This window comes from Sphingobacterium sp. IITKGP-BTPF85 (assembly GCF_001006065.1).
GTDB lineage: Bacteria > Bacteroidota > Bacteroidia > Sphingobacteriales > Sphingobacteriaceae > Sphingobacterium > Sphingobacterium anhuiense.
Genome location: NZ_ASZT02000103.1, coordinates 1 through 18,743 on the forward strand (window position 1 = coordinate 1; position 18,743 = coordinate 18,743).

Here is an 18,743-nt window from a genome sequence, read left to right on the forward strand (position 1 = left end):
TTGTTTGTAGTAAATAAGTTCTTCTCAATAACTCAATATTCAATTATCTTTGTATTCATACTTTTAGGATTATGATTTATCTTTACGCTAAAGCGATACATATCATATTTGTCATTTGTTGGATGGCGGGATTATTTTATATGCCCCGACTATTCATCTATCATACAGAGGCAAAAGATCAATCTAAAGAGGCATATACCGTTTTACATAAGCAGTTTTCAATCATGGAGAACCGATTGTGGTGGGTAATAACTACTCCTGCTATGTACATTACAGTTTTCTCGGCTTTAGTAATGCTGTATTTTAATCCATCATTATTACAAATGGGGTGGATGCATGTCAAGTTGCTATTTGTGGCAGCTATGATTGCTTACCATTTTATCAGTCAACGGATGATGTTTAATCTTAGAGATGAAAAATCAACGCTTAGTTCCTCAAAACTTAGAATGTGGAATGAAGTATCTACTGTACTGTTGTTTTCCATTGTTTTTACCGTTGTTTTAAAATCTGCATTGAACTGGATCTATGGCGTTGTCGGTCTGCTATCACTGGCGATTGTATTAATGATATTAATCAAAGCTTATAAAAAATATAGAACTTCAAGAGAAGGCAAATAATTATTTTTTAATTTCTAAAAAATCGGGATCATTCCAAACTAATTATTACTATTAAATTCGGTTATTTAGACTAGCAGATGTTGATCTGATCTTTACTGGATAACTATTGAGAATAAATAATAGTGTACATTTGCAGTAAATAAAACATTTTATGTCATTTGAGTCTTTAGGTTTATCACACAATATTATTAGTTCTGTCAAGCAATTAGGTTATCTGAAACCTTTTCCTATTCAAGAACAAGCTATTCCAGTTATCTTATCGGGAAAAGATCTGATGGGTATTGCGCAAACAGGCTCTGGGAAAACTGCATGTTTTGTGATGCCTATATTAGAGAAGTTACAAATTGATGTTGTTAAAAGAGATCGAAATATTGAAGTACTTGTACTTGTTCCTACCCGAGAATTAGCCATTCAGATTGATGAAGTTTTTAGAGCCTTTACTGGTAATCTAAAGCGAGAGATAAAAACTATGGCGGTATATGGTGGTGTATCTATTAATCCACAAATGAAAGGTATGCTTGGGGTAGAAGTTTTAACAGCAACTCCAGGCCGCTTATTGGACTTAATTAAGAACAAGGCGCTGAGCATTAGTCATATTCAACATTTGGTTATTGATGAGGCTGATAAGTTATTTCAAATGGGTTTTGAGGATGAGCTCAGGGAACTTTTGGCTTTAATGCCTAAGAAAAAACAAATTACCTTGTTTTCTGCGACATTAAATGATAAAATAACTGAAATAAATAATCTTCTTTCAATTAAGCCTGTTGTTGTAGAGATTGAAAGTGAAGAAGCCAATATTGATCAGATCGAACAGATCGCTTACCATGTAACTCCTGAGACTAAAGGTCCATTTTTGCGTTATCTTATCAAAGAGCAAAAGATGAACCAAGTACTTGTATTTGTATCTTCTACACGTACGGCAGATAAATTGGTGGAAAAATTATTGAAAAATAAAATTAGAGCAATTTCTATCCACGGTCAGAAATCGCAAAGTAATAGAAAGGATCACCTCGATTATTTTAAAAAAGGAGATGCACAGGTTTTGGTAGCTACTGATCTGATCGGCCGTGGTATTCATATCGATTCTCTGCCAGTCGTTATTAATTTTGAATTACCTCGTTCTCCGTTAGATTATGTTCATCGTATAGGAAGAACTGGTCGTGCAAATAATTTAGGAACTGCTATTACCTTATTAACAGATGAGGAGTTGCATCATTTTTCTGTTATTCAGAAGAAAATGGGCAAAAAGGTCGATATTAAACGAACAGATGAAGTAAATCTGCACGGTTATTAATATAATTTTATTAGCCCGCTTTTTTAGCGGGCTATTTTGTTTAATGTAAAATTTCTGTGAAGACAAACTTGACACTATCATAGTTGATTGCAACGTCAGGAGAGTAACTGGGAATATCCAGAAATCTTACTATCGCTCCATTTCCTAATCGTAGTGTTTTTCCATCCTGCAGTAGTGCAAATGGTGTTCTTTTTTTTACTCCTCCACTATGTGGCATATAAAAATAGTCTCCAATTAATGTGTCTCCCTTTATATTTCCTCTAATTTCTCCTGAGTCTTTGCCGCTATTACCATATTGGATCGTATAGTGCCCGTAAAAATGGTTTTCATTTTTAGTAAGCTGAAGGTATGCTGTATCTCTTTTTGAAACTGCACGATAATGTTTAGCAGGAAAATTGACCGCACTAGGCTGGCAACTTAAAGTGAATAATATTGTTATTAAGTAACAATATGTTTTATGGAGTGAAAAGTGCTCGGAAAAAAGGCTCGCATAGATTAAATCTGTTTTTTTGATAATCAATGTTACTTATAATTTATCGGAAATATAACATGAAACGGAATCTTGTATTTCTTCGATGAGTTCTTTATCCATGTATTTATATTCATCAGGTATTTCTAATATAACGATTTCTATATTATTACATTCATTTGGAAATTGCTGTATTATTTTCTCTTTGTGATGATTTTCCATAACAAATACGATATCTGCCCAGTTTAGATGTTTGGCATTCACTTTAATTCGTGCATTATTTTCTGTACCAGCAGATTTAACGCGAACAGTTTTATGTTTTTTATAAATTGTTTCTGCTGTTAAGCTTCTCCAGCGGTTGCGGCTGCAAATAAATAATATGTTTAGCATGATTATAGGTGAATTATATGGAAAGAGGAAGAAGATAGATTATAGATCAGCATGCTATTGATAATATTTTTTCTTATTTAAATCATAACCGTCTTAATCAGTGTTGGTTCTTCTTGTAAAAATACGCCATATTTGGTCCAAAATCTTTGATATACGGTTGGGCATTATGGGCATCAAGACCTGCTTGATCTTTCCAAATTTCATAAAATGTGAATACATTCGGGTCTTCTATGCCTTGATGTAAATTATACAGTTCGGCGGCTGGTTCAAGTCGTGTTAAACGAACCATTTCCTGCAGTGTCTTTTTTACTTGGTCGCGATATGCTTCTTTTGTTCTTAGTACAACAGTAAGGTAAATTTTCATTTATAATTATTTATGGATTAGATTTTATTAAGCTTGTTTTATTATATCCAATTGGATTTAGGGATATAACATTTTTTCTAAAGTATGATTTTTCAATGAAATTTCATTCATCAATGTTTTCAATACGATCAATAAGCTCTTAAAATTGGTCTTTATGAAGTCCTTCTTTTATTGTATCTGAGGAATTAATGTATTAAGATTTATTTCTATTTATAGATGAGATTAGTAATCATGCGATATTATTTGTCATGATTGTACCTGAATTGTTATCTAAATTTTAAATGTTGTTGTTGTATTTTTTTGAAATAATGTATAATATTACATTTAATCTTCCGATAGTCTTTATTACTATTTACAATGAATAAACATTATTTAATAAAGTTCAATAATGTTTTTACGGAAGATTTTTAGAAAAATAAATTATGAAGAAATTAAAATTTTTAGTAGCTGTCCTTTTGATGGCAGGATCTAGCCTTACTGGATTCGACAGTGTTGCTCAAACATTGAAAAAGAAAGATATTGGCTTGCAATTGTATTCTGTTCGAAGTTTGATTAAAAATGATGCAGATTACTTTCCTGTATTGAAAAAATTGTCAGCCATGGGATATACGGCAGTTGAAGCCGCAGGATTTAGCGAAGGGAAATTTTATAATAACTCTCCACAGGATTTTAAGAGTAAAGTTGAGAAGCGGGAATGAAAGTTGTTTCATCCCATGCCACTAGAAATCTTTCCAATGAAGAATTAGCTTCTGGAGATTTTTCAAAAGCATTGGAATGGTGGAGTAAAGCGATAGAGGCACATAAGGCGCTGGTATGCAATATATTGTTACTCCATGGATGGAAGTTCCAAAAACAATTAAAGATCTAGACACGCAATGTAAATATCTAAATGAGGTTGGTAAATTATGTCGTCAAAATGGTCTTAAGTATGGCTATCACAATCATGCTCATGAGTTTCAGAAAGTGGAAGATAAAGTTATCATGTTGGACTATATGATTGAACATACAAATCCGCAAGATGTATTTTTTGAAATGGATGTTTATTGGACAGTTATTGGTAGATCTAGCCCTGTAGATTATTTTAATAAATATCCAGGAAGATTTACTGCTCTTCATATCAAAGATCGCCGTGAAATTGGTCAAAGTGGTATGGTTGGATTTGATGCAATCTTTAAGAATGCTAAAACTGCAGGAGTGAAGCATATATTTGTTGAACTTGAAGAGGTTTCTGTTGATTTGGAAAAAGGCTTGAAAGAAAGTATCGATTATCTTTTAGCCGCACCATATGTGCAAGCTAGCTACGCTAAATAGTATATCAGGTCTACTGAATTATAAAAAAGAAAAGCACGAGTCATTTTGACTCGTGCTTTTCTTTTTTAATTTATTTGCATGTTAATGTCCTTCTTATTATTCAGCGATGCAAAGATATTTTATTTCCATGTATTCATCCAATCCATGTTTGGATCCTTCTCTACCGACTCCTGATTCTTTAACTCCTCCAAATGGTGCCGCAGCATTTGAAATTAATCCGGTATTAATACCGACCATTCCTGCTTCTAATTGTTCGGCAACACGAAAACAGCGGCTGATGTTTTGACTGTAGAAGTATGAGGCTAGACCAAATGGTGTGTCATTGGCTAATTGAATAACGGACTCTTCTGTGGTGAATTTAAATAGAGCGCATATGGGGCCAAAGGTTTCTTCTTGTGCTATAAGTACATCATGAGGTAAATCTGTAAGTACTGTAGGTTCAAAGAAAAGTCCAGTTAAGGGGTTGCCTCCTGTTGTTATTTTTGCGCCATGCTTTAGGGCATCTGAAATGTGCTGTTTTACCTTTTCTAAACCTTTTTCATTAATTAGTGGGCCGACTTGTACGTTTTTATCCAGTCCATTACCTACTTTCAATTCTTTCACTGCTGCTTTAAGTTTTTCAGCAAAAGCATGATATACTGTTTCCTGAATATAGAACCTATTAATGGATACACAGGTCTGGCCTGAATTACGAAACTTACCTGCAATTGCTCCTTTTACCGCGGCATCTATATCTGCATCATCAAAAACAATGAATGGCGCATTGCCCCCTAACTCCATAGATACTTTTTTGATATTAGAGGCGGCTTGAATTGTTAATGTTTTTCCTACTTCGGTTGAACCTGTAAATGAGAGTTTCCGTATGGTCGTGTTGGTCGCTAGCTCTTTGCCAAAACCAGAACTGTCTTTACTTGTTACCACATTAAATACACCTTTAGGAATACCTGCTTCTTCGGCTAATTTTGCCAATGCAATTGCTGAGAATGGGGTTTGTGAAGCGGGCTTTAAAATAATAGTACATCCTGCCGCTAGCGCCGGTGCTACTTTACGTGTTACCATCGCTAAAGGAAAATTCCAGGGTGTAATGGCAGCTACAACACCTATGCCTTGCTTTATGGTCATCATTCGATTTCCATTTTGAGCAATTGGTATTGTTTCTCCATAAGCACGTTTTCCTTCTTCGGCAAACCATTCGACAAAAGAATTACCATAGTCAACTTCAGTTAAGGATTCCTTTAGCGGTTTTCCACTTTCTAGCGTTATAATTTCAGCTAGATCGACTTTATTTTTTAGGATTAATTCGTACCATTTTCTAACAAGGTTGCAACGGTCCACTGCAGCTGTTTTACGCCAGGTCACCCAAGCTTTTTCTGCTGCGGTAATTGCTTTTTTACATGAAGCGACTTCTAAATCTGGAACGGTGTCTATAATATTTCCTGTGGCAGGATTGATAACATCGAATGTCTTTGTGTGGGAAATGAATTTTCCATTTATATATGCTTGATTAAGCAATAAGGGATTTTTCATAGCTTTTATATTTATGAGATGAAATTTTTGCGGTTGTGTTCTGTTGGTATTTCGCATTGATCTATTTTACCAAACCAGCGATACCTATTTTTCGCGATATAATCATAACAACTGTCTCGCCAGGAAGTTGGTATCAACTTGAAAATAGCAAGAATTTTAAAGGGATATCCTAAATCCATTGCGATAAATAATGCCGCAGTACTTTTTACTAAAACCTTTTGATTTCTAACGTATACAATGGAGTCCGTATTTGACGGCAGACCGCTGATAAAATCCTGTGCAATTTTCGACTGCAGGGAAGCAAATCTAAACTGATCTTTTTTGTCTTTCTTGATGATAAAATTGACTGTATTGTTGCAGAAATTGCAGACCCCGTCAAATAAAATAAGCTGTTTAATTTCTGCTTTCATCAATTGAAATTATAAATAAAAAGGGAGAACTTCCGAACTCCCTTTTACAAGTATGATTAAAGATTCTTCATAATGGTATGTCCCATTCGATCTCTTTTAGTTTTTAAATATTGCTCGTTATAAGGATTTGATTTGATTTCTATAGCAACATTATCCACGATTTCTAATCCATAACCGACTAATCCAGCTCTTTTTGCAGGATTGTTAGACATTAAACGCATCTTTGTTACTCCTAGATTGCGTAAGATTTGTGCTCCGATTCCATAATCGCGTAAATCGGCTTTGAAACCTAATTGTGTATTGGCATCAACAGTATCAACTCCATTTTCTTGCAGTTTATAGGCTTGTAATTTATTAACAAGGCCTATTCCACGACCTTCTTGATTCATATACACAATAACCCCTTTACCTTCTTTTTGGATCATTTCCATTGCTTTGTGTAACTGTGGACCACAGTCACAACGGCATGAGCCAAAGATGTCACCTGTAAGACAAGAGCTATGTACGCGTACTAGAATTGGTTCATCTTCTGTCCATTCCCCTTTATAAAGCGCGAGATGATGTTCTCCTGTATCTTTTTGGGTGTAAGCTTTCAATTTGAAATCACCAAATGCTGTTGGCATATCCACTTGAACTTCTTCGACGATAAGTGAATCATGTTTAAGACGATATTCGATTAGGTCTTCAATACTTACAATTTTTAAATCAAAGCGCTTTGCTACTTCCATTAATTCCGGAAGTCTAGCCATTTCACCATCTTCTTTTAAAATTTCGACCAATACACCTGCAGGTTCGAAACCAGCAAGGCGAGCTAGATCTACAGTAGCTTCTGTGTGTCCTGTACGACGTAAAACACCACCATCTTTTGCAATTAGTGGAAAAATATGTCCTGGACGGCCAAGCTCAACAGGGTCAATATTAGGATCAATAAGTGCTTTGATCGTTTTTGAACGATCTGATGCAGAAATTCCTGTTGTACAACCGTAACCTTGTAAGTCAACTGAAACAGTGAAGTTAGTCTCATAAACAGCGGTATTTTTACCTACCATTAATTCTAAATTCAATTCATCACAACGCTCTTTTGTTAAAGGTGCACAGACTAACCCTCTTCCGTGAGTTGCCATGAAGTTGATCACTTCCGGTGTTGCATTTCTGGCTGCTGTAACAAAATCACCTTCATTTTCGCGGTCTTCATCATCCACTACGATGATCACTTTGCCAGCTTTTATATCTTCGATTGCTTCTTCAATCGTGTTTAATTTGAAATCCATTGATATCTTAAATGTATTTATACAAAGGTAGTGTAGTATTCTCTTTTAATTATAATGTGCAAGTCAAAATGAGCTTATTATTGCAATTTTGCCTTCTTTTTACCAATCTTACTTTTAATCCAATTCAATCCAGCTTCAGCTTTTATTTTGTACTGATCAATATCAAATAAGGCCGAGTCAGTGGTTGATTTATACGTTAAAAATCCAGCTAATGGCGATAATATGATAATGGCCATCCACATCCCTAAAATAGGTGAAATTGCACCGTCCTTTGCTGATTTCTCTGCTACGGTAGAAATAATGTGGTAAATAAGAAAGAATATAATAGCCATGATAACAGGTAGACCAAGCCCACCTTTACGAATAATAGCTCCTAAAGGCGCACCAATAGCAAATAATAAAAGACATGAGACAGCTAATGTAAATTTCCGATGAAACTCAATGCGGTACCGGATGTCTTTGCCATTTAAATCTTTGTAATCAGGTAATTTGTTACTCAAATCGTCTTTCATGTAGTTTAACTGACTCAATGCATTTCCTGTAATTTGTGCACGCTGTTCGGGAAGAACAAGATCTTCTAATAAATTATTAAACGGTTTTACCGAAGCAGGTTTTATCTTTTTGCCCCCTTCTTGGGTATTAAAATATGGAGAATATAGATTAAAACGATTATCTACAGTAAGCGAGAGAGAGTGCTTAAGACTGTCTAATTTCATTTTATTAGAATCGGTATACACTTTTAACTGTTTTAAGTTTAACATGGCATGATGGCTCTTAAACAAATTTTCATCTGTTCGCTGCATCTTATTCCATTCCATATCAAATTTTTGCTCAGTTTCTTTAAATTTAAATCTCGTGAACTGCTGACGGGGATCGTAGCTTTTAGAACTTTTTACGCGTGCATCTTCATAGCGAATACCGTCTTTAAGTTTTAAGATCATATAGCTATTATCAGGAGAATTATAAATAAATCCTTCTTTAGCGATTAAAACCGTATTGCCAGCATTTCCACCTTGATTATCGTAAATCATCAAATCGTACAGGATTGTACCATTTTCATTTTTACCTTTTGCTCGTATTGAATAACCTGGAATAGTATTATTGAAAATACCAGGTTTTATTAAAAAATCAGCTTTTTTATTACGGACATCATATAATAATGACCCCATCTTTAAATTTACGATAGGTAAAATGTAATCCGAAAAGAGAAATGAGCTTAAACTGAAAAAACCTACTAAAATGAATAAAGGAGTCATGGCTCTTCTGAGTGAAACTCCTGCTGCTTTGATGGCAACTAGTTCGTAACTCTCTCCAAGATTACCAAAAGTCATAATGGATGACAATAGCATAGAAAGTGGCATAGCCATAGAGATCTGAACCGCACATTGATAGCCGATTAGTTTCAGTATGACATACCATTCAAAACCTTTACCTATTAAATCATCTATGTATTTAAATAAGAAAAGCATTAAAAGCACAAACATCACAATACAAAAAGTGACGAAAAATGGCTTTATAAAGGATTTAAGAATAAGTAAATAAATCTTTTTCATCCGATCATATGTTCCTTTCTAAAGCTATGATATTTTTGAAGCTTTAGAGATCTATTTAATAGACCTTATTAAGATGCAAAGATATACTTTTTATCCTCCAATTACACTTTGGAGATACTCAATTGAATTATTCCAGATCATTTTGCGATTTTCTACATCTTCTTCTTTTGCAAAATCAGTAATGCGGAGTGCTACATCATTTGTTAATTCGTCCTGATCAATTTCTAGTTCAAAGTAATAAGGCTCGTCCTCAAGCCATTTATAGCGGATTAGTTTGTTTTCTTTAACATTTACAATTTTGGCTTTTTGACCTTCATCATCCCAAATAAATTCATAAATAGATTCGCGGTAATTTACATCATCGGCAAACCATTGTGATAAGGCATTTGGCTCCTGTAAATAGGGGAATAAAATTCTAGGTGAAGAATTTACTATATATTCTAAGTTCAATTTTATTTTTTCAGCCATATTATATGAATATTTATTTTTTATTTACTTAAAAAAATCTATATTTGCATTCCCAAAAACGGCGGGGTAGCTCAGATGGTTAGAGCGCAGGATTCATAACCCTGAGGTCGGCAGTTCGATTCTGCTCCCCGCTACAAAACTCTAACATACTTTCTAACTGTGCATTGGTTATACTTATATATATTATTGTAATAATACATATTTATTTTGTCTTTGCAATTATTTTACAAAAAACTTTTCGATTTTAAAAATTAAAAATATTGCATGCTTAAGCTGCTGATATTTTATGTTCTCACATTTGTTTTTTTATGATTACTATTTGTTTCATTATAAAGTAATTGCGTTTTTTTGTGCGCCAAGGCGCTAAAACAGTGAAAAAAAATAAAAAAAAGCTTTTTATTTGAAGGGTTATTGCTATATTTGCATACCGAAAAACGGCGGGGTAGCTCAGATGGTTAGAGCGCAGGATTCATAACCCTGAGGTCGGCAGTTCGATCCTGCTCCCCGCTACTTAAAGGAGACACTATATATTAGTTGTCTCCTTTTTTTATGCCATAAACTTAGCGATATGATGTCTACTTCATTATTGTTACTGAAAAAATGCTATCATATCAAAACAGTTTAAATTGGGACTGAGTTGAGGTACAGGATAGCCAGCAGTATCTTTGTACAATGATATTCCGAAAGCCAATAGCATACTTTCCGTTTCTATTAGCTCATCAATTTGACAGGTTAAATTGATTGAGGCAACGGTTGATGAACTGAAAGAAGCTCACTATGTGTGTATTGTACTGCAAAGTCCATGTTTTGGTCATTAATTTTGAATACAGCTAGATGCACCATAAAAGAACTTGTTTCTTTTGGTATGTCTAGATGAAATTCAGGATTAAAATTGGAGATCGTAGTGGAGACATTACCTTGGTTTTTATTGTAATCTATACTGACCGGCAAAAGTAAGCTGTCTTTGAGTGAAGAGTTTTTATTGAAGCTAAAGTTCTTTAATAGCATCAGGTTGGCCGGTAAAATATTTCTCTTTCCCCGCTCATTGATTTCATCTGCTTTTAATATCAGATTTAATCGTTTGACCAGCCTATTGAGATTAGAGGATTCATAGAATAATTCATAATGTTGTCCAGTGGCATTATGAAATGCATATCGGAGATTCTTTGCGAAAGAACTGACTCGGCCAAATTCTTGTGCATTTTCTTTGGAACGCGCGGCGAGGTTGGAAATTTCATTTTTGCTTTTTTTGGAAGCTTTCTGTCTCACATGGTATTCATCACCTCTTTTGTAGAAATTCAAGTCCCCAATATTTCCTTCTAATTTGATGTTGCCTTTTTGAAATGCCATAACTGATTACGCGTTGGTTATCGTTAAAGATAAGAAATTAACTCGGTTAGATTAAAGATAATATGCAATTGTATTGTACTTATCATGTAAGGATTATGTAGATCTTATATAACATCGTCGAGATACATAACACCTACATAATACCTACATAATACCTACATAATATATGTTTTTATGATGTCTTTTTCCTTCGCGTCTTATCATTGGTCATTTGGTACAATTCGTAGCGAGCACCGAGTGCATTTAACTCAAAAGTATTAACAATTGCTTTGGAGAAGCAGGAGTTTGATAAGGTTTTTCACTTTGATGTTGGATAGTAAAAGTAAGACCACTATTTCGGATGGCACTACTTGTAGCAGTGGATTATTTTGAACAAGGAAGATACTTAAGTTCAGTAAACGCTATTTTTATGGGCTCAATTATTTCTACATCGTTACTGCAGTACATCATTTCATCAAGAAGTTTATTGATGTTTTGTCTCTAGATTTCAATAATATTGATTAGAAGAAGTATCATAAGAATTCAAATTGAACAATTTCACAGATCTAAAAAATCATTTTCTTGATTTATTGTTTTTTAACTAACGTGTTAATTTATGAGTTGTATTATTGTTTTTGTTAAGAATGAGGCCTTGTTCGTATTATTTAAAAACGGCCTAATGATTGGATCTATAACTTTCTGTTCAATCTTGCGATAATTTTACTTGATCTAGAAATTTAATAATAACTTTTAGAAATTTTTCAGGATATGCGAAATGAATGTTGTGATCCACATTTTCAAAAGCAATATGTTTGATGAAATTGGAATGCTTTTCAGCAAGCATTTTGTTTTCTGCATAAACAGGCATAGGATCGTGAACTGAAATGGCATCTTGTATAAGTACCGGAATATTTACGTGTTTAAATATTTCAAATGGAGCTACTTTAATTATGGACGATGCATAGTTACTGACATTAGGGTTGCCAAATATTGCTTCTGACATCTGTAGACTGTCTCGCATATGATAGTATTCTTGTTGTCCGCGGTAGGTGATCCATTTTGATCTAGCGGTTTCAAAAAACTTAAGATTTCAAATTGATCTGATTTATTACTGTCATCATAAAGGCTTTTGTAAGCATCAAAGTGGTTATCATAAAAGCCGAAATACTTTTCTTCTATTTCAGCGGGGAGATTGACTTCTTGTAATTTTTGTTCTAATTCTCTTTGATTCAACTTGAAGTAGCTGGTATTAAAGGCTACTGATCCGCCATCCTCCAGTATTAAACCTGCGACATATGTAGGAAACAGTTTATAAAAATTTGTCGCTAGGTAGCCTCCATGGGAAAATCCTCCTATAACAGCATGTTGAATTTCTAAAGTGTCCATTAATGATTTGATGTCAATACAGAGATCATCGAATGAAGCATCAAATGGTGGCAGAGGAGTTTTTCCTGCATTATATTGATCTATTGAAATGATACGGTAACCAATTTTGACAAGGTGTAATGCAAAAGGAGCAAATTCGTAAGCATTACTTAGACTGCCATGGAGCCATATTAGTACTTTAGTTTTATTTTGATTGTCGCCCCATTGGAGATAGGATAAATTTACATTTATAGTTTCTGTAGTCCTGCGATGTTTTTGCTCATAAGTACTGAACTGTTTTGTAGCAGATTCATAATGACGTTTAAGTTGATTTTTATCTATTTCTTGAGCAAGCGAGGCTGTGCATGATAAGCAACCGATAAGTAAAATGAAATGGGAAAGTACATGAATTGATTTATGGTACTTTGCGGGTACCCTTGTAATTTTTGATTTTAAGAAGTTTAACATACAGGAATCAAAGCTAATTTTGACTGTTAAAGATAGTGTATAATCAGCTCGTAAAAAAATAAGTGCAAGTTCTTATCCTTACATAAATTTTCGAAGTAATTTCATCACCCATTCTTTTTTTGTATAAGGAGGATAGATAAGTTGCGACATGTTGAATGCTGATTGAAAAGCTACTGACCTTTCATGTGAAAATGTTTTAAAGCCAAAAATACCATGACAACTTCCTATTCCGCTACCATTTACGCCTCCAAAAGGAAGATTTGGGTTAGATACATGGATGACGACATCATTTACACACGCGCCACCTGAACTCGTGCTTTTTAACAAGCGTTTTACGGTAAGTTTATTTTTACTGAAAATGTATAGGGCCAAAGGTTTACTCTTGCTATTGATGATATTTAATGGCATCTCTAGATCGTCATAAGGAATAACGGGGAGTATTGGACCAAAGATTTCTTCCTGCATAATTTTGCTGTCTAGCGGTACATGAGATAAGAGGGTAGGATAAATGGTCAATTCGGGCCACAGTACTTCTCCTCCCCAAGCTATGGAAGCCCCGTTGTCTACAGCATCAGTGATCAATCCCATTAATCTTTCGGCATGTTGTCGATTGATGATCTTACTATATTGCGCCATATCCAGTTGCTGTTGGTCATTAAAAAACTGACGGGTAGCAGCTTCTTTGTACTGCTGTATAAACTCTTCAAGTTTGGATCTTTGTATAAATACGTGATCAGGTGCAATGCAGGTCTGACCTGCATTGATAAGCTTGCCCCAAGCAATTTTTGAAGCAGCATCTTTTATATCGACGGTTTCGTCAATGATGACTGGTGATTTTCCTCCTAATTCGAGTGTAACGGAACTTAGATTTTTGGAAGCAGCCTGCATAACAGCTTTTCCTACCGTAGTACTTCCTGTAAAGAATATGTGATCAAAAGGAAGCTGGAGTAGGAATTCTGAAATAGCACGATCTCCTTCGAAGCAAGCTATGTCCTCTGCTTGAAAAGTATTTTTAATTAATTGCGTGATGACATTACTCGTTGCAGAGCTGATTTCTGAAGGTTTTAATATGATGCAGTTTCCAGCTGCAATAGCAGATATTAATGGATTCATAATCAGTTGAAAAGGATAGTTCCAAGGTGCAATGATTAGACATACGCCCCTTGGTTGCTGATATATGCGATTTGTTGCCAATATACTTGTCAATGTCCTGCGGGCCCTTTTTGGCTTCATCCATTGTTTTAAATTCTTGATAGCAAAATCAATTTCACTGAGTGCGAAAAATACTTCCGTAACGGCGGACTCAAATTTACTTTTTCTTAAATCAGTTTGTAATGCATCGTAGATCTGTTCTTCAAATTCTTCAATTGCAGTTCTTAATTGACGTAATTTCACTATACGTTGTTGTGCTGTACTCCATTGGAGTACAGCTTTATTTTTTAGCTGAAGTTCAAAAACGGTTTGGATATGATCTGTCATTAGTCAAGTATATTTGTAAGCTATGCTTCTAAAGTTATTTTTATTGTGGCAATTGCTGTATCCATTCTCGGATCAATGCAACACCTTCTTTATGAATGATAGTACGCGCGAGTTCTGGCATTGCTGTTCCAGGTTCTACACTATTCATGCGATGTAGTAGAATAGACTGCGTTGGATTTCCCGGAATGATATCAAAATCTAATCCTCCAGCTCCTCCACCAGCTGAAACGGGTGCTTTTTTTATGCCTAAATGATTTGGATTATTTTCTTCATAATCCAAAAATAGACCAGTATTAAATGCGTCGCCACCTTTTGTATGACAATGTGCACAATTAATATCTAAATATGCACGTGCCCGCTTCTCTAAACTGTAATGTTTACTATCTGTCCATACTGGTAACTGTGCTACTTTTGAAATTTCGGGCAAGCCAACGAGTATCCCCTCTAAAGTCCATTTTGTTAACTGGTTGTTCATTTGATCTTTAAGAATAAAGTTCAGATTTCTTGCTTTTGGACCGATTGGTGTTAATGTACCGTTGTTAGTATGACACCTTTTGCAATCATTTGTATTTGGAACCATATAATTAGTGACATGTTTATTCCCATTTTCATCAAGTAAAGTAATCGGTACTTTAGCTCCTGTAATATGTCTAATCGCATCGGTCTGTTCTTTATTCCAAAGGTAATTCATGACTATCCATTTTTTATTTTTGGGATCCTTCACTAATAACCGGGTTTCAATCATGATCTTTTGGTGCGCCTCATTAGTATAAGCAAAATTTTTGATGATAATGCTCGAATCTGGAAATTCTAAGGGTCCACTAGCCCTATAGTTGATCTGCTTTCCGTGCGGAAGCACAATAAATCGATCTTTTATAGCATAATCTGTAAATAAGGGTGTACTTAAATCATATCTGGTAACGCCTTTTACTGGTTCTAAATTTTTAAGGTTTCCTTTAAAAAATCCGTAATCTGAAAGTTTTTCCTTAAATGTAAACCCTTCAGTACTATTATCGGATTTTGCTTTATTAGTGTTATTACATCCTTGATGCATGAGCAAAATTAAGAATGTGCTGAGCAAGATGCTTATGGTTAAAAGGTAAGACTTTTGCATGATCATTTACATTGAAATGGTGCACTATCCGTATTTGGCTTCCAGTTTTCCGGCTTTGCAACATTTTGGAAGTCAGCGTTTACAAATAGATTTTCTTCAGGTTGATTGATACAGATCGAATCTGGATTTAATGCTGTTCCTTTTGTTAATACATTACTACTGAAACCGTCATATACGATTAATGGAATTCTTTTAAATTTGCGATTAGGGTCCAATTTATTTAGTTGTTCTTGAGTTGCAACTAATACTTGTCCAATTCGATGTTCGAATGCGGGTTTTGGAAATTCTGGTCCCATTTCAAGTTTATTGCTGTGTATTTTAATGTTTTTGGAAATAGGAGAATAGTTGGCATTAATTTTTTCTGCAGCTTTTTCATCTGTTGCAAAGCCTGATGCAATTGTAATTGCTGCAGTATTGTTTCCAGTAATTTTATTGTCGCAGATTTCAATATCTGAAGCTGCCAGGATGATAATACCACTTCCGGGCGAAGCATTTCCTACTCCCCAAGAGGTACCAAAACTTCCGCTTTTAGCAAAATTTCTAAAATTGTTGTCATAAATGTTGTTGTTATAAACTTTTACTTTACCACCCCTTTTCGATAAGTCTGGCAAATCAAAAATTAGAAACCCTGCTGTATTGTTGTAAAATTCATTATTATATACTTCTGCATTTGACGTATTTTCAATTTCACATCCGGCCACATTTTTGGCTGCTTTACAATTGCGAACAATTGCTCCGTCTGTTTGGCCTACATAGATTCCTGCATCTGAAGAACCTTCTGTATAACAATTTTCAACAAGGACATTTTTGCAGAGCACAGGATAAATCGCATAGCCTCCACTTGTCGAATCTGCCTGACTCCATAGCGCATGTAAATTTGCAACTTTCACATCACTACTATTACTGATTTTTAATAAGTCACCTTTAGAGTCACGAATGGTCATGTTCTCGATGGTAAATCCTTTGACATCGGTAACTCGGATACCTTCTCCGCCTTGCGTTTGACTGGAAAAATTGAGTATCGTTTTATCATGGCCTTCTCCATGAATTAAAATATGTTTGACCTGTACGATACTTAAATTGTCAAATTTGTAATTACCTGCCTGAAGTAAAATACTTGTACTGTCTTTTATTGATAAGAATGCCTCTTCAATCTTTGCTTCTTCGCCAGGTTTAAAAGTCAAGATGTTAGCATAGTTGTCCTGCTGTTCTTTTGTTCCTTTACAGGAGCTTATCATTCCTACTATCATCAATAGTAAAGTAAGCTTTAGAAAAAATGGTTGTTTCATAATGGTTATGGTTTATTAGTTTAAAGGTTAGGGTTTGTTATAATATATTATAAGCGTAGGTGACATAATAAACTGCTCCAATTCTGGGATTTGCAATTCCAGTTGAATAGTATTTATTGGTTATGTTAGTTGCACCGAGACGAATTCCGGAGCGTGCTTTGATCAACTTATAGCTAATTTGTGCATCTATTACTGCAGAACTTGGTACTTCTCCCGAAGCTAATCCTCCCGATACGACATAATGATATCCGGGTTTGTACCGTAAACTGGTATTGAATGACCAAACTTGTTTTTTACCAAAGCCACTGTTTCCAAATTCCATATTGATATGATAATTTGGTGTATTAAAATTATTGATCTGACTATCATTTTTGTTTTTCAGGTAGTCGGAGTAGTAATTAATTTTACCCAAAAAGTTATATCCCATGTCAACACTTAGACTGGCGGCATAACCATAGGTATTTACTGTCTCGCCTCCATTAAAAGCAATGTTATACTGTATGTAAGTGCTGTGATCTTTTAAGGCGTTGACATCATCAGTCCCTGGAGTATTTGCTACATTGGCATAGCCAATGAAATTCTTCCAAGTAGAGAAATATCCTAGGATATCAATCATAAATCTATTGCCCAATAAGGCGGCATAACCCAATTCAAAAGCATTTACTGATTGCGGTTTGATATCGTCATATTGAAATTTTTCAAGTACACCTGGATCACCTGTTTCTTGAAACTTGAGTACACTTTCATAGACATATGGTGGGTACTTGTCAAATTGATAATTATCGTTTAGTAAGCGTGATGAACCTCCAGATGAATAGCTGTTGTATCCATTTAAAGTATTTTGCAAGGCTTGTATATTCGAAGGAAAGCTATAGGCATTTTGGTAGGAGAAGCGAATGAAATTTTGGTTCATTGCTTCGAAAACCAGGGACGCCCGCGATGTAACTTTTGGTGAGGAGAACAGCGTGTTTTTATCATATCTAAATGAAGCTGCTATGTTCAATCGTTCTTCGGCTACTTTTTTCGCCATTTGCACGTATGCACTATATTCATTTACATTTATGGGTTTATCTTTATCAGGAAATAGGGTGTTTTTACTGTTTAAATTATATAAACGCCAATTGACTCCGGCAATAACAGTCATAAATTTGATTTGATTACTGAAGTTGTATTGGGCTTCGGTATTGTATAATTTACTACGATCAAGAAAGAGTGTACCCCCTTCTGAAATAGGTGTACTTGTGATACTATCTCTAAGTCGATTGAATAGCGGAGTGCCTAACTCTGCTCGTCCCTGATCTGCAAATGCTCGCGCAGCTAAGTGTGCATCATTGAGTGCTGCTCCTCCGGCAAGTGAATTGATCAGTTGGTATGTATACTCAGGATACCAACCACCAGCTTCTCCATCATAGCTTGTTTTCCAAGACTCATTAATGTATTGCGCTGTAGGTCCTGCTACTAATGTACGGCCAGAATTTTCTTGGGTAGTATAGGTTCGGACAAACCAGTTGTCGCTTTTTAATTCCAATCTGTACTGTCCTACTTTGAAACCTTTTAGTTGATATCGGGTATCATTGGTGTAAACGATATTTCCAGTGCCGAAAGTTCCTGATGCTATGGCTTCTATTTTAGGGCTTATCTTATAACGTAATTCTCCATTTATTTTAAAAAGTTTGGCGGTATTGTCTAAGTATCCATATTCTGGATATCCGGTACGAGCAACATAGTTGGGTTTACTCAGTAGTGGTTCTATAATAGGGGCTAGATCCGGATTTCCGGCAAGTGCTGCCTGTAGAAAGGGAGAAATATCGGTGGAGGTAGAGCCTCCGTAAAAATTTACGCCATTGTAGTTGGGATCAGTTAGGCTGGTTCCTGGTCCATTTTTATTGCTAGCATCATTGGCGACCCAATCTTTAGCCTGAGTATATTGTGTATTTATTTTGAAGGCGATTTTATCATTTATTTTTTTGGCGAAGCGAATTGTCCAATCGTAATAGGGGGAAGGTGATACAGGGTCATTTTTTT

Annotated in this window: 20 protein-coding genes and 2 tRNA genes; 7 read left to right on the forward strand and 15 right to left on the reverse strand. The window is 35.0% G+C overall.

Going from position 1 to position 18,743, the window contains the following annotated elements; translation table 11 throughout:
* The first annotated feature begins 71 nt into the window (after positions 1-71).
* Both L950_RS17680 and L950_RS17685 read left to right on the forward strand, forming a co-directional pair.
* Positions 72-617: a CopD family protein gene (locus tag L950_RS17680; protein ID WP_021192109.1), complete on the forward strand. Its 546-nt coding sequence runs from the start codon at positions 72-74 to the stop codon at positions 615-617.
* 151 nt (positions 618-768) lie between these two features.
* On the forward strand, positions 769-1,911 hold the full coding sequence (locus tag L950_RS17685; protein ID WP_021192110.1) for a DEAD/DEAH box helicase: 1,143 nt from the start codon (positions 769-771) through the stop codon (positions 1,909-1,911).
* A gap of 40 nt (positions 1,912-1,951) precedes the next feature.
* Here the strand turns inward: L950_RS17685 and L950_RS17690 are convergent, their stop codons facing one another.
* From L950_RS17690 to L950_RS17700, 3 genes are all read right to left on the reverse strand, one after another.
* Positions 1,952-2,431 carry a hypothetical protein gene (locus tag L950_RS17690; protein ID WP_021192111.1) on the reverse strand — a complete coding sequence of 160 codons (480 nt, stop codon included), beginning with the start codon at positions 2,429-2,431 and terminating at the stop codon, positions 1,952-1,954.
* Between the two features lie 6 nt (positions 2,432-2,437).
* On the reverse strand, positions 2,438-2,770 hold the full coding sequence (locus L950_RS17695; protein WP_021192112.1) for a low molecular weight protein tyrosine phosphatase family protein: 333 nt from the start codon (positions 2,768-2,770) through the stop codon (positions 2,438-2,440).
* A 97-nt stretch (positions 2,771-2,867) separates the two neighbouring features.
* Positions 2,868-3,134 carry a putative quinol monooxygenase gene (locus L950_RS17700; RefSeq protein WP_021192113.1) on the reverse strand — a complete coding sequence of 89 codons (267 nt, stop codon included), beginning with the start codon at positions 3,132-3,134 and terminating at the stop codon, positions 2,868-2,870.
* A 422-nt stretch (positions 3,135-3,556) separates the two neighbouring features.
* On the opposite strand from L950_RS17700, the gene L950_RS30565 reads away from it, so the two are divergent.
* From L950_RS30565 to L950_RS30575, 3 genes are read left to right on the forward strand one after another with little or no spacing between them, the layout of a single operon-like run.
* Positions 3,557-3,832: a hypothetical protein gene (locus L950_RS30565; protein WP_197086520.1), complete on the forward strand. Its 276-nt coding sequence runs from the start codon at positions 3,557-3,559 to the stop codon at positions 3,830-3,832.
* Entirely contained in the window at positions 3,829-4,002 is a 174-nt protein-coding gene (locus L950_RS30570; protein ID WP_197086521.1) for a hypothetical protein, read from the forward strand. The genes L950_RS30565 and L950_RS30570 overlap by 4 nt, the downstream gene beginning before the upstream one ends.
* Entirely contained in the window at positions 3,972-4,445 is a 474-nt protein-coding gene (locus L950_RS30575; protein WP_197086522.1) for a sugar phosphate isomerase/epimerase family protein, read from the forward strand. The genes L950_RS30570 and L950_RS30575 overlap by 31 nt, the downstream gene beginning before the upstream one ends.
* A 96-nt stretch (positions 4,446-4,541) precedes the next feature.
* Here L950_RS30575 and L950_RS17710 read toward each other — a convergent pair whose 3' ends face one another.
* The 5 genes from L950_RS17710 to L950_RS17730 form a co-directional block, all read right to left on the reverse strand.
* On the reverse strand, positions 4,542-5,972 hold the full coding sequence (locus L950_RS17710) for an NAD-dependent succinate-semialdehyde dehydrogenase (RefSeq protein WP_021192114.1): 1,431 nt from the start codon (positions 5,970-5,972) through the stop codon (positions 4,542-4,544).
* 11 nt (positions 5,973-5,983) lie between these two features.
* Positions 5,984-6,382, reverse strand: a complete 399-nt coding sequence (locus L950_RS17715; RefSeq protein ID WP_021192115.1) for a thiol-disulfide oxidoreductase DCC family protein — start codon at positions 6,380-6,382, stop codon at positions 5,984-5,986.
* Between the two features lie 56 nt (positions 6,383-6,438).
* Complete coding sequence (locus L950_RS17720; protein WP_021192116.1) at positions 6,439-7,653, reverse strand: bifunctional 3,4-dihydroxy-2-butanone-4-phosphate synthase/GTP cyclohydrolase II; 1,215 nt, start codon at positions 7,651-7,653, stop codon at positions 6,439-6,441.
* A gap of 77 nt (positions 7,654-7,730) precedes the next feature.
* Positions 7,731-9,206: an LptF/LptG family permease gene (locus L950_RS17725; protein ID WP_031289548.1), complete on the reverse strand. Its 1,476-nt coding sequence runs from the start codon at positions 9,204-9,206 to the stop codon at positions 7,731-7,733.
* A gap of 90 nt (positions 9,207-9,296) precedes the next feature.
* The gene (locus tag L950_RS17730) at positions 9,297-9,674 is read right to left on the reverse strand and encodes an START-like domain-containing protein (RefSeq protein WP_021192118.1); all 378 of its coding nucleotides are present in this window, start codon (positions 9,672-9,674) and stop codon (positions 9,297-9,299) included.
* A gap of 60 nt (positions 9,675-9,734) precedes the next feature.
* Here L950_RS17730 and L950_RS17735 point away from each other — a divergent pair.
* Positions 9,735-9,808: transfer RNA gene (locus tag L950_RS17735), tRNA-Met, on the forward strand.
* Positions 9,809-10,110: 302 nt separating this feature from the next.
* Positions 10,111-10,184, forward strand: a tRNA-Met gene (locus L950_RS17740).
* 222 nt (positions 10,185-10,406) lie between these two features.
* On the opposite strand, the gene L950_RS17745 is transcribed toward L950_RS17740, so the two are convergent.
* From L950_RS17745 to L950_RS30580, 7 genes are all read right to left on the reverse strand, one after another.
* The gene (locus L950_RS17745) at positions 10,407-11,024 is read right to left on the reverse strand and encodes a hypothetical protein (protein ID WP_021192119.1); all 618 of its coding nucleotides are present in this window, start codon (positions 11,022-11,024) and stop codon (positions 10,407-10,409) included.
* A 682-nt stretch (positions 11,025-11,706) separates the two neighbouring features.
* A complete protein-coding gene (locus tag L950_RS28805) occupies positions 11,707-12,006 on the reverse strand; it encodes an alpha/beta fold hydrolase (protein WP_156169743.1) in 300 nt (99 codons plus the stop codon).
* The gene (locus tag L950_RS17750) at positions 11,952-12,836 is read right to left on the reverse strand and encodes an alpha/beta fold hydrolase (RefSeq protein WP_021192121.1); all 885 of its coding nucleotides are present in this window, start codon (positions 12,834-12,836) and stop codon (positions 11,952-11,954) included. Before L950_RS17750 ends, L950_RS28805 begins: the two co-directional genes overlap by 55 nt.
* A gap of 78 nt (positions 12,837-12,914) precedes the next feature.
* Positions 12,915-14,315: an aldehyde dehydrogenase family protein gene (locus L950_RS17755; RefSeq protein WP_021192122.1), complete on the reverse strand. Its 1,401-nt coding sequence runs from the start codon at positions 14,313-14,315 to the stop codon at positions 12,915-12,917.
* 40 nt (positions 14,316-14,355) lie between these two features.
* Entirely contained in the window at positions 14,356-15,429 is a 1,074-nt protein-coding gene (locus tag L950_RS17760) for an SO2930 family diheme c-type cytochrome (protein WP_037527825.1), read from the reverse strand.
* 2 nt (positions 15,430-15,431) lie between these two features.
* A complete protein-coding gene (locus L950_RS17765) occupies positions 15,432-16,718 on the reverse strand; it encodes a parallel beta-helix domain-containing protein (protein WP_021192124.1) in 1,287 nt (428 codons plus the stop codon).
* A gap of 37 nt (positions 16,719-16,755) precedes the next feature.
* Positions 16,756-18,743 (reverse strand): TonB-dependent receptor domain-containing protein (locus L950_RS30580; RefSeq protein WP_021192125.1); only part of this gene is annotated, 1,988 nt, incomplete at its 5' end.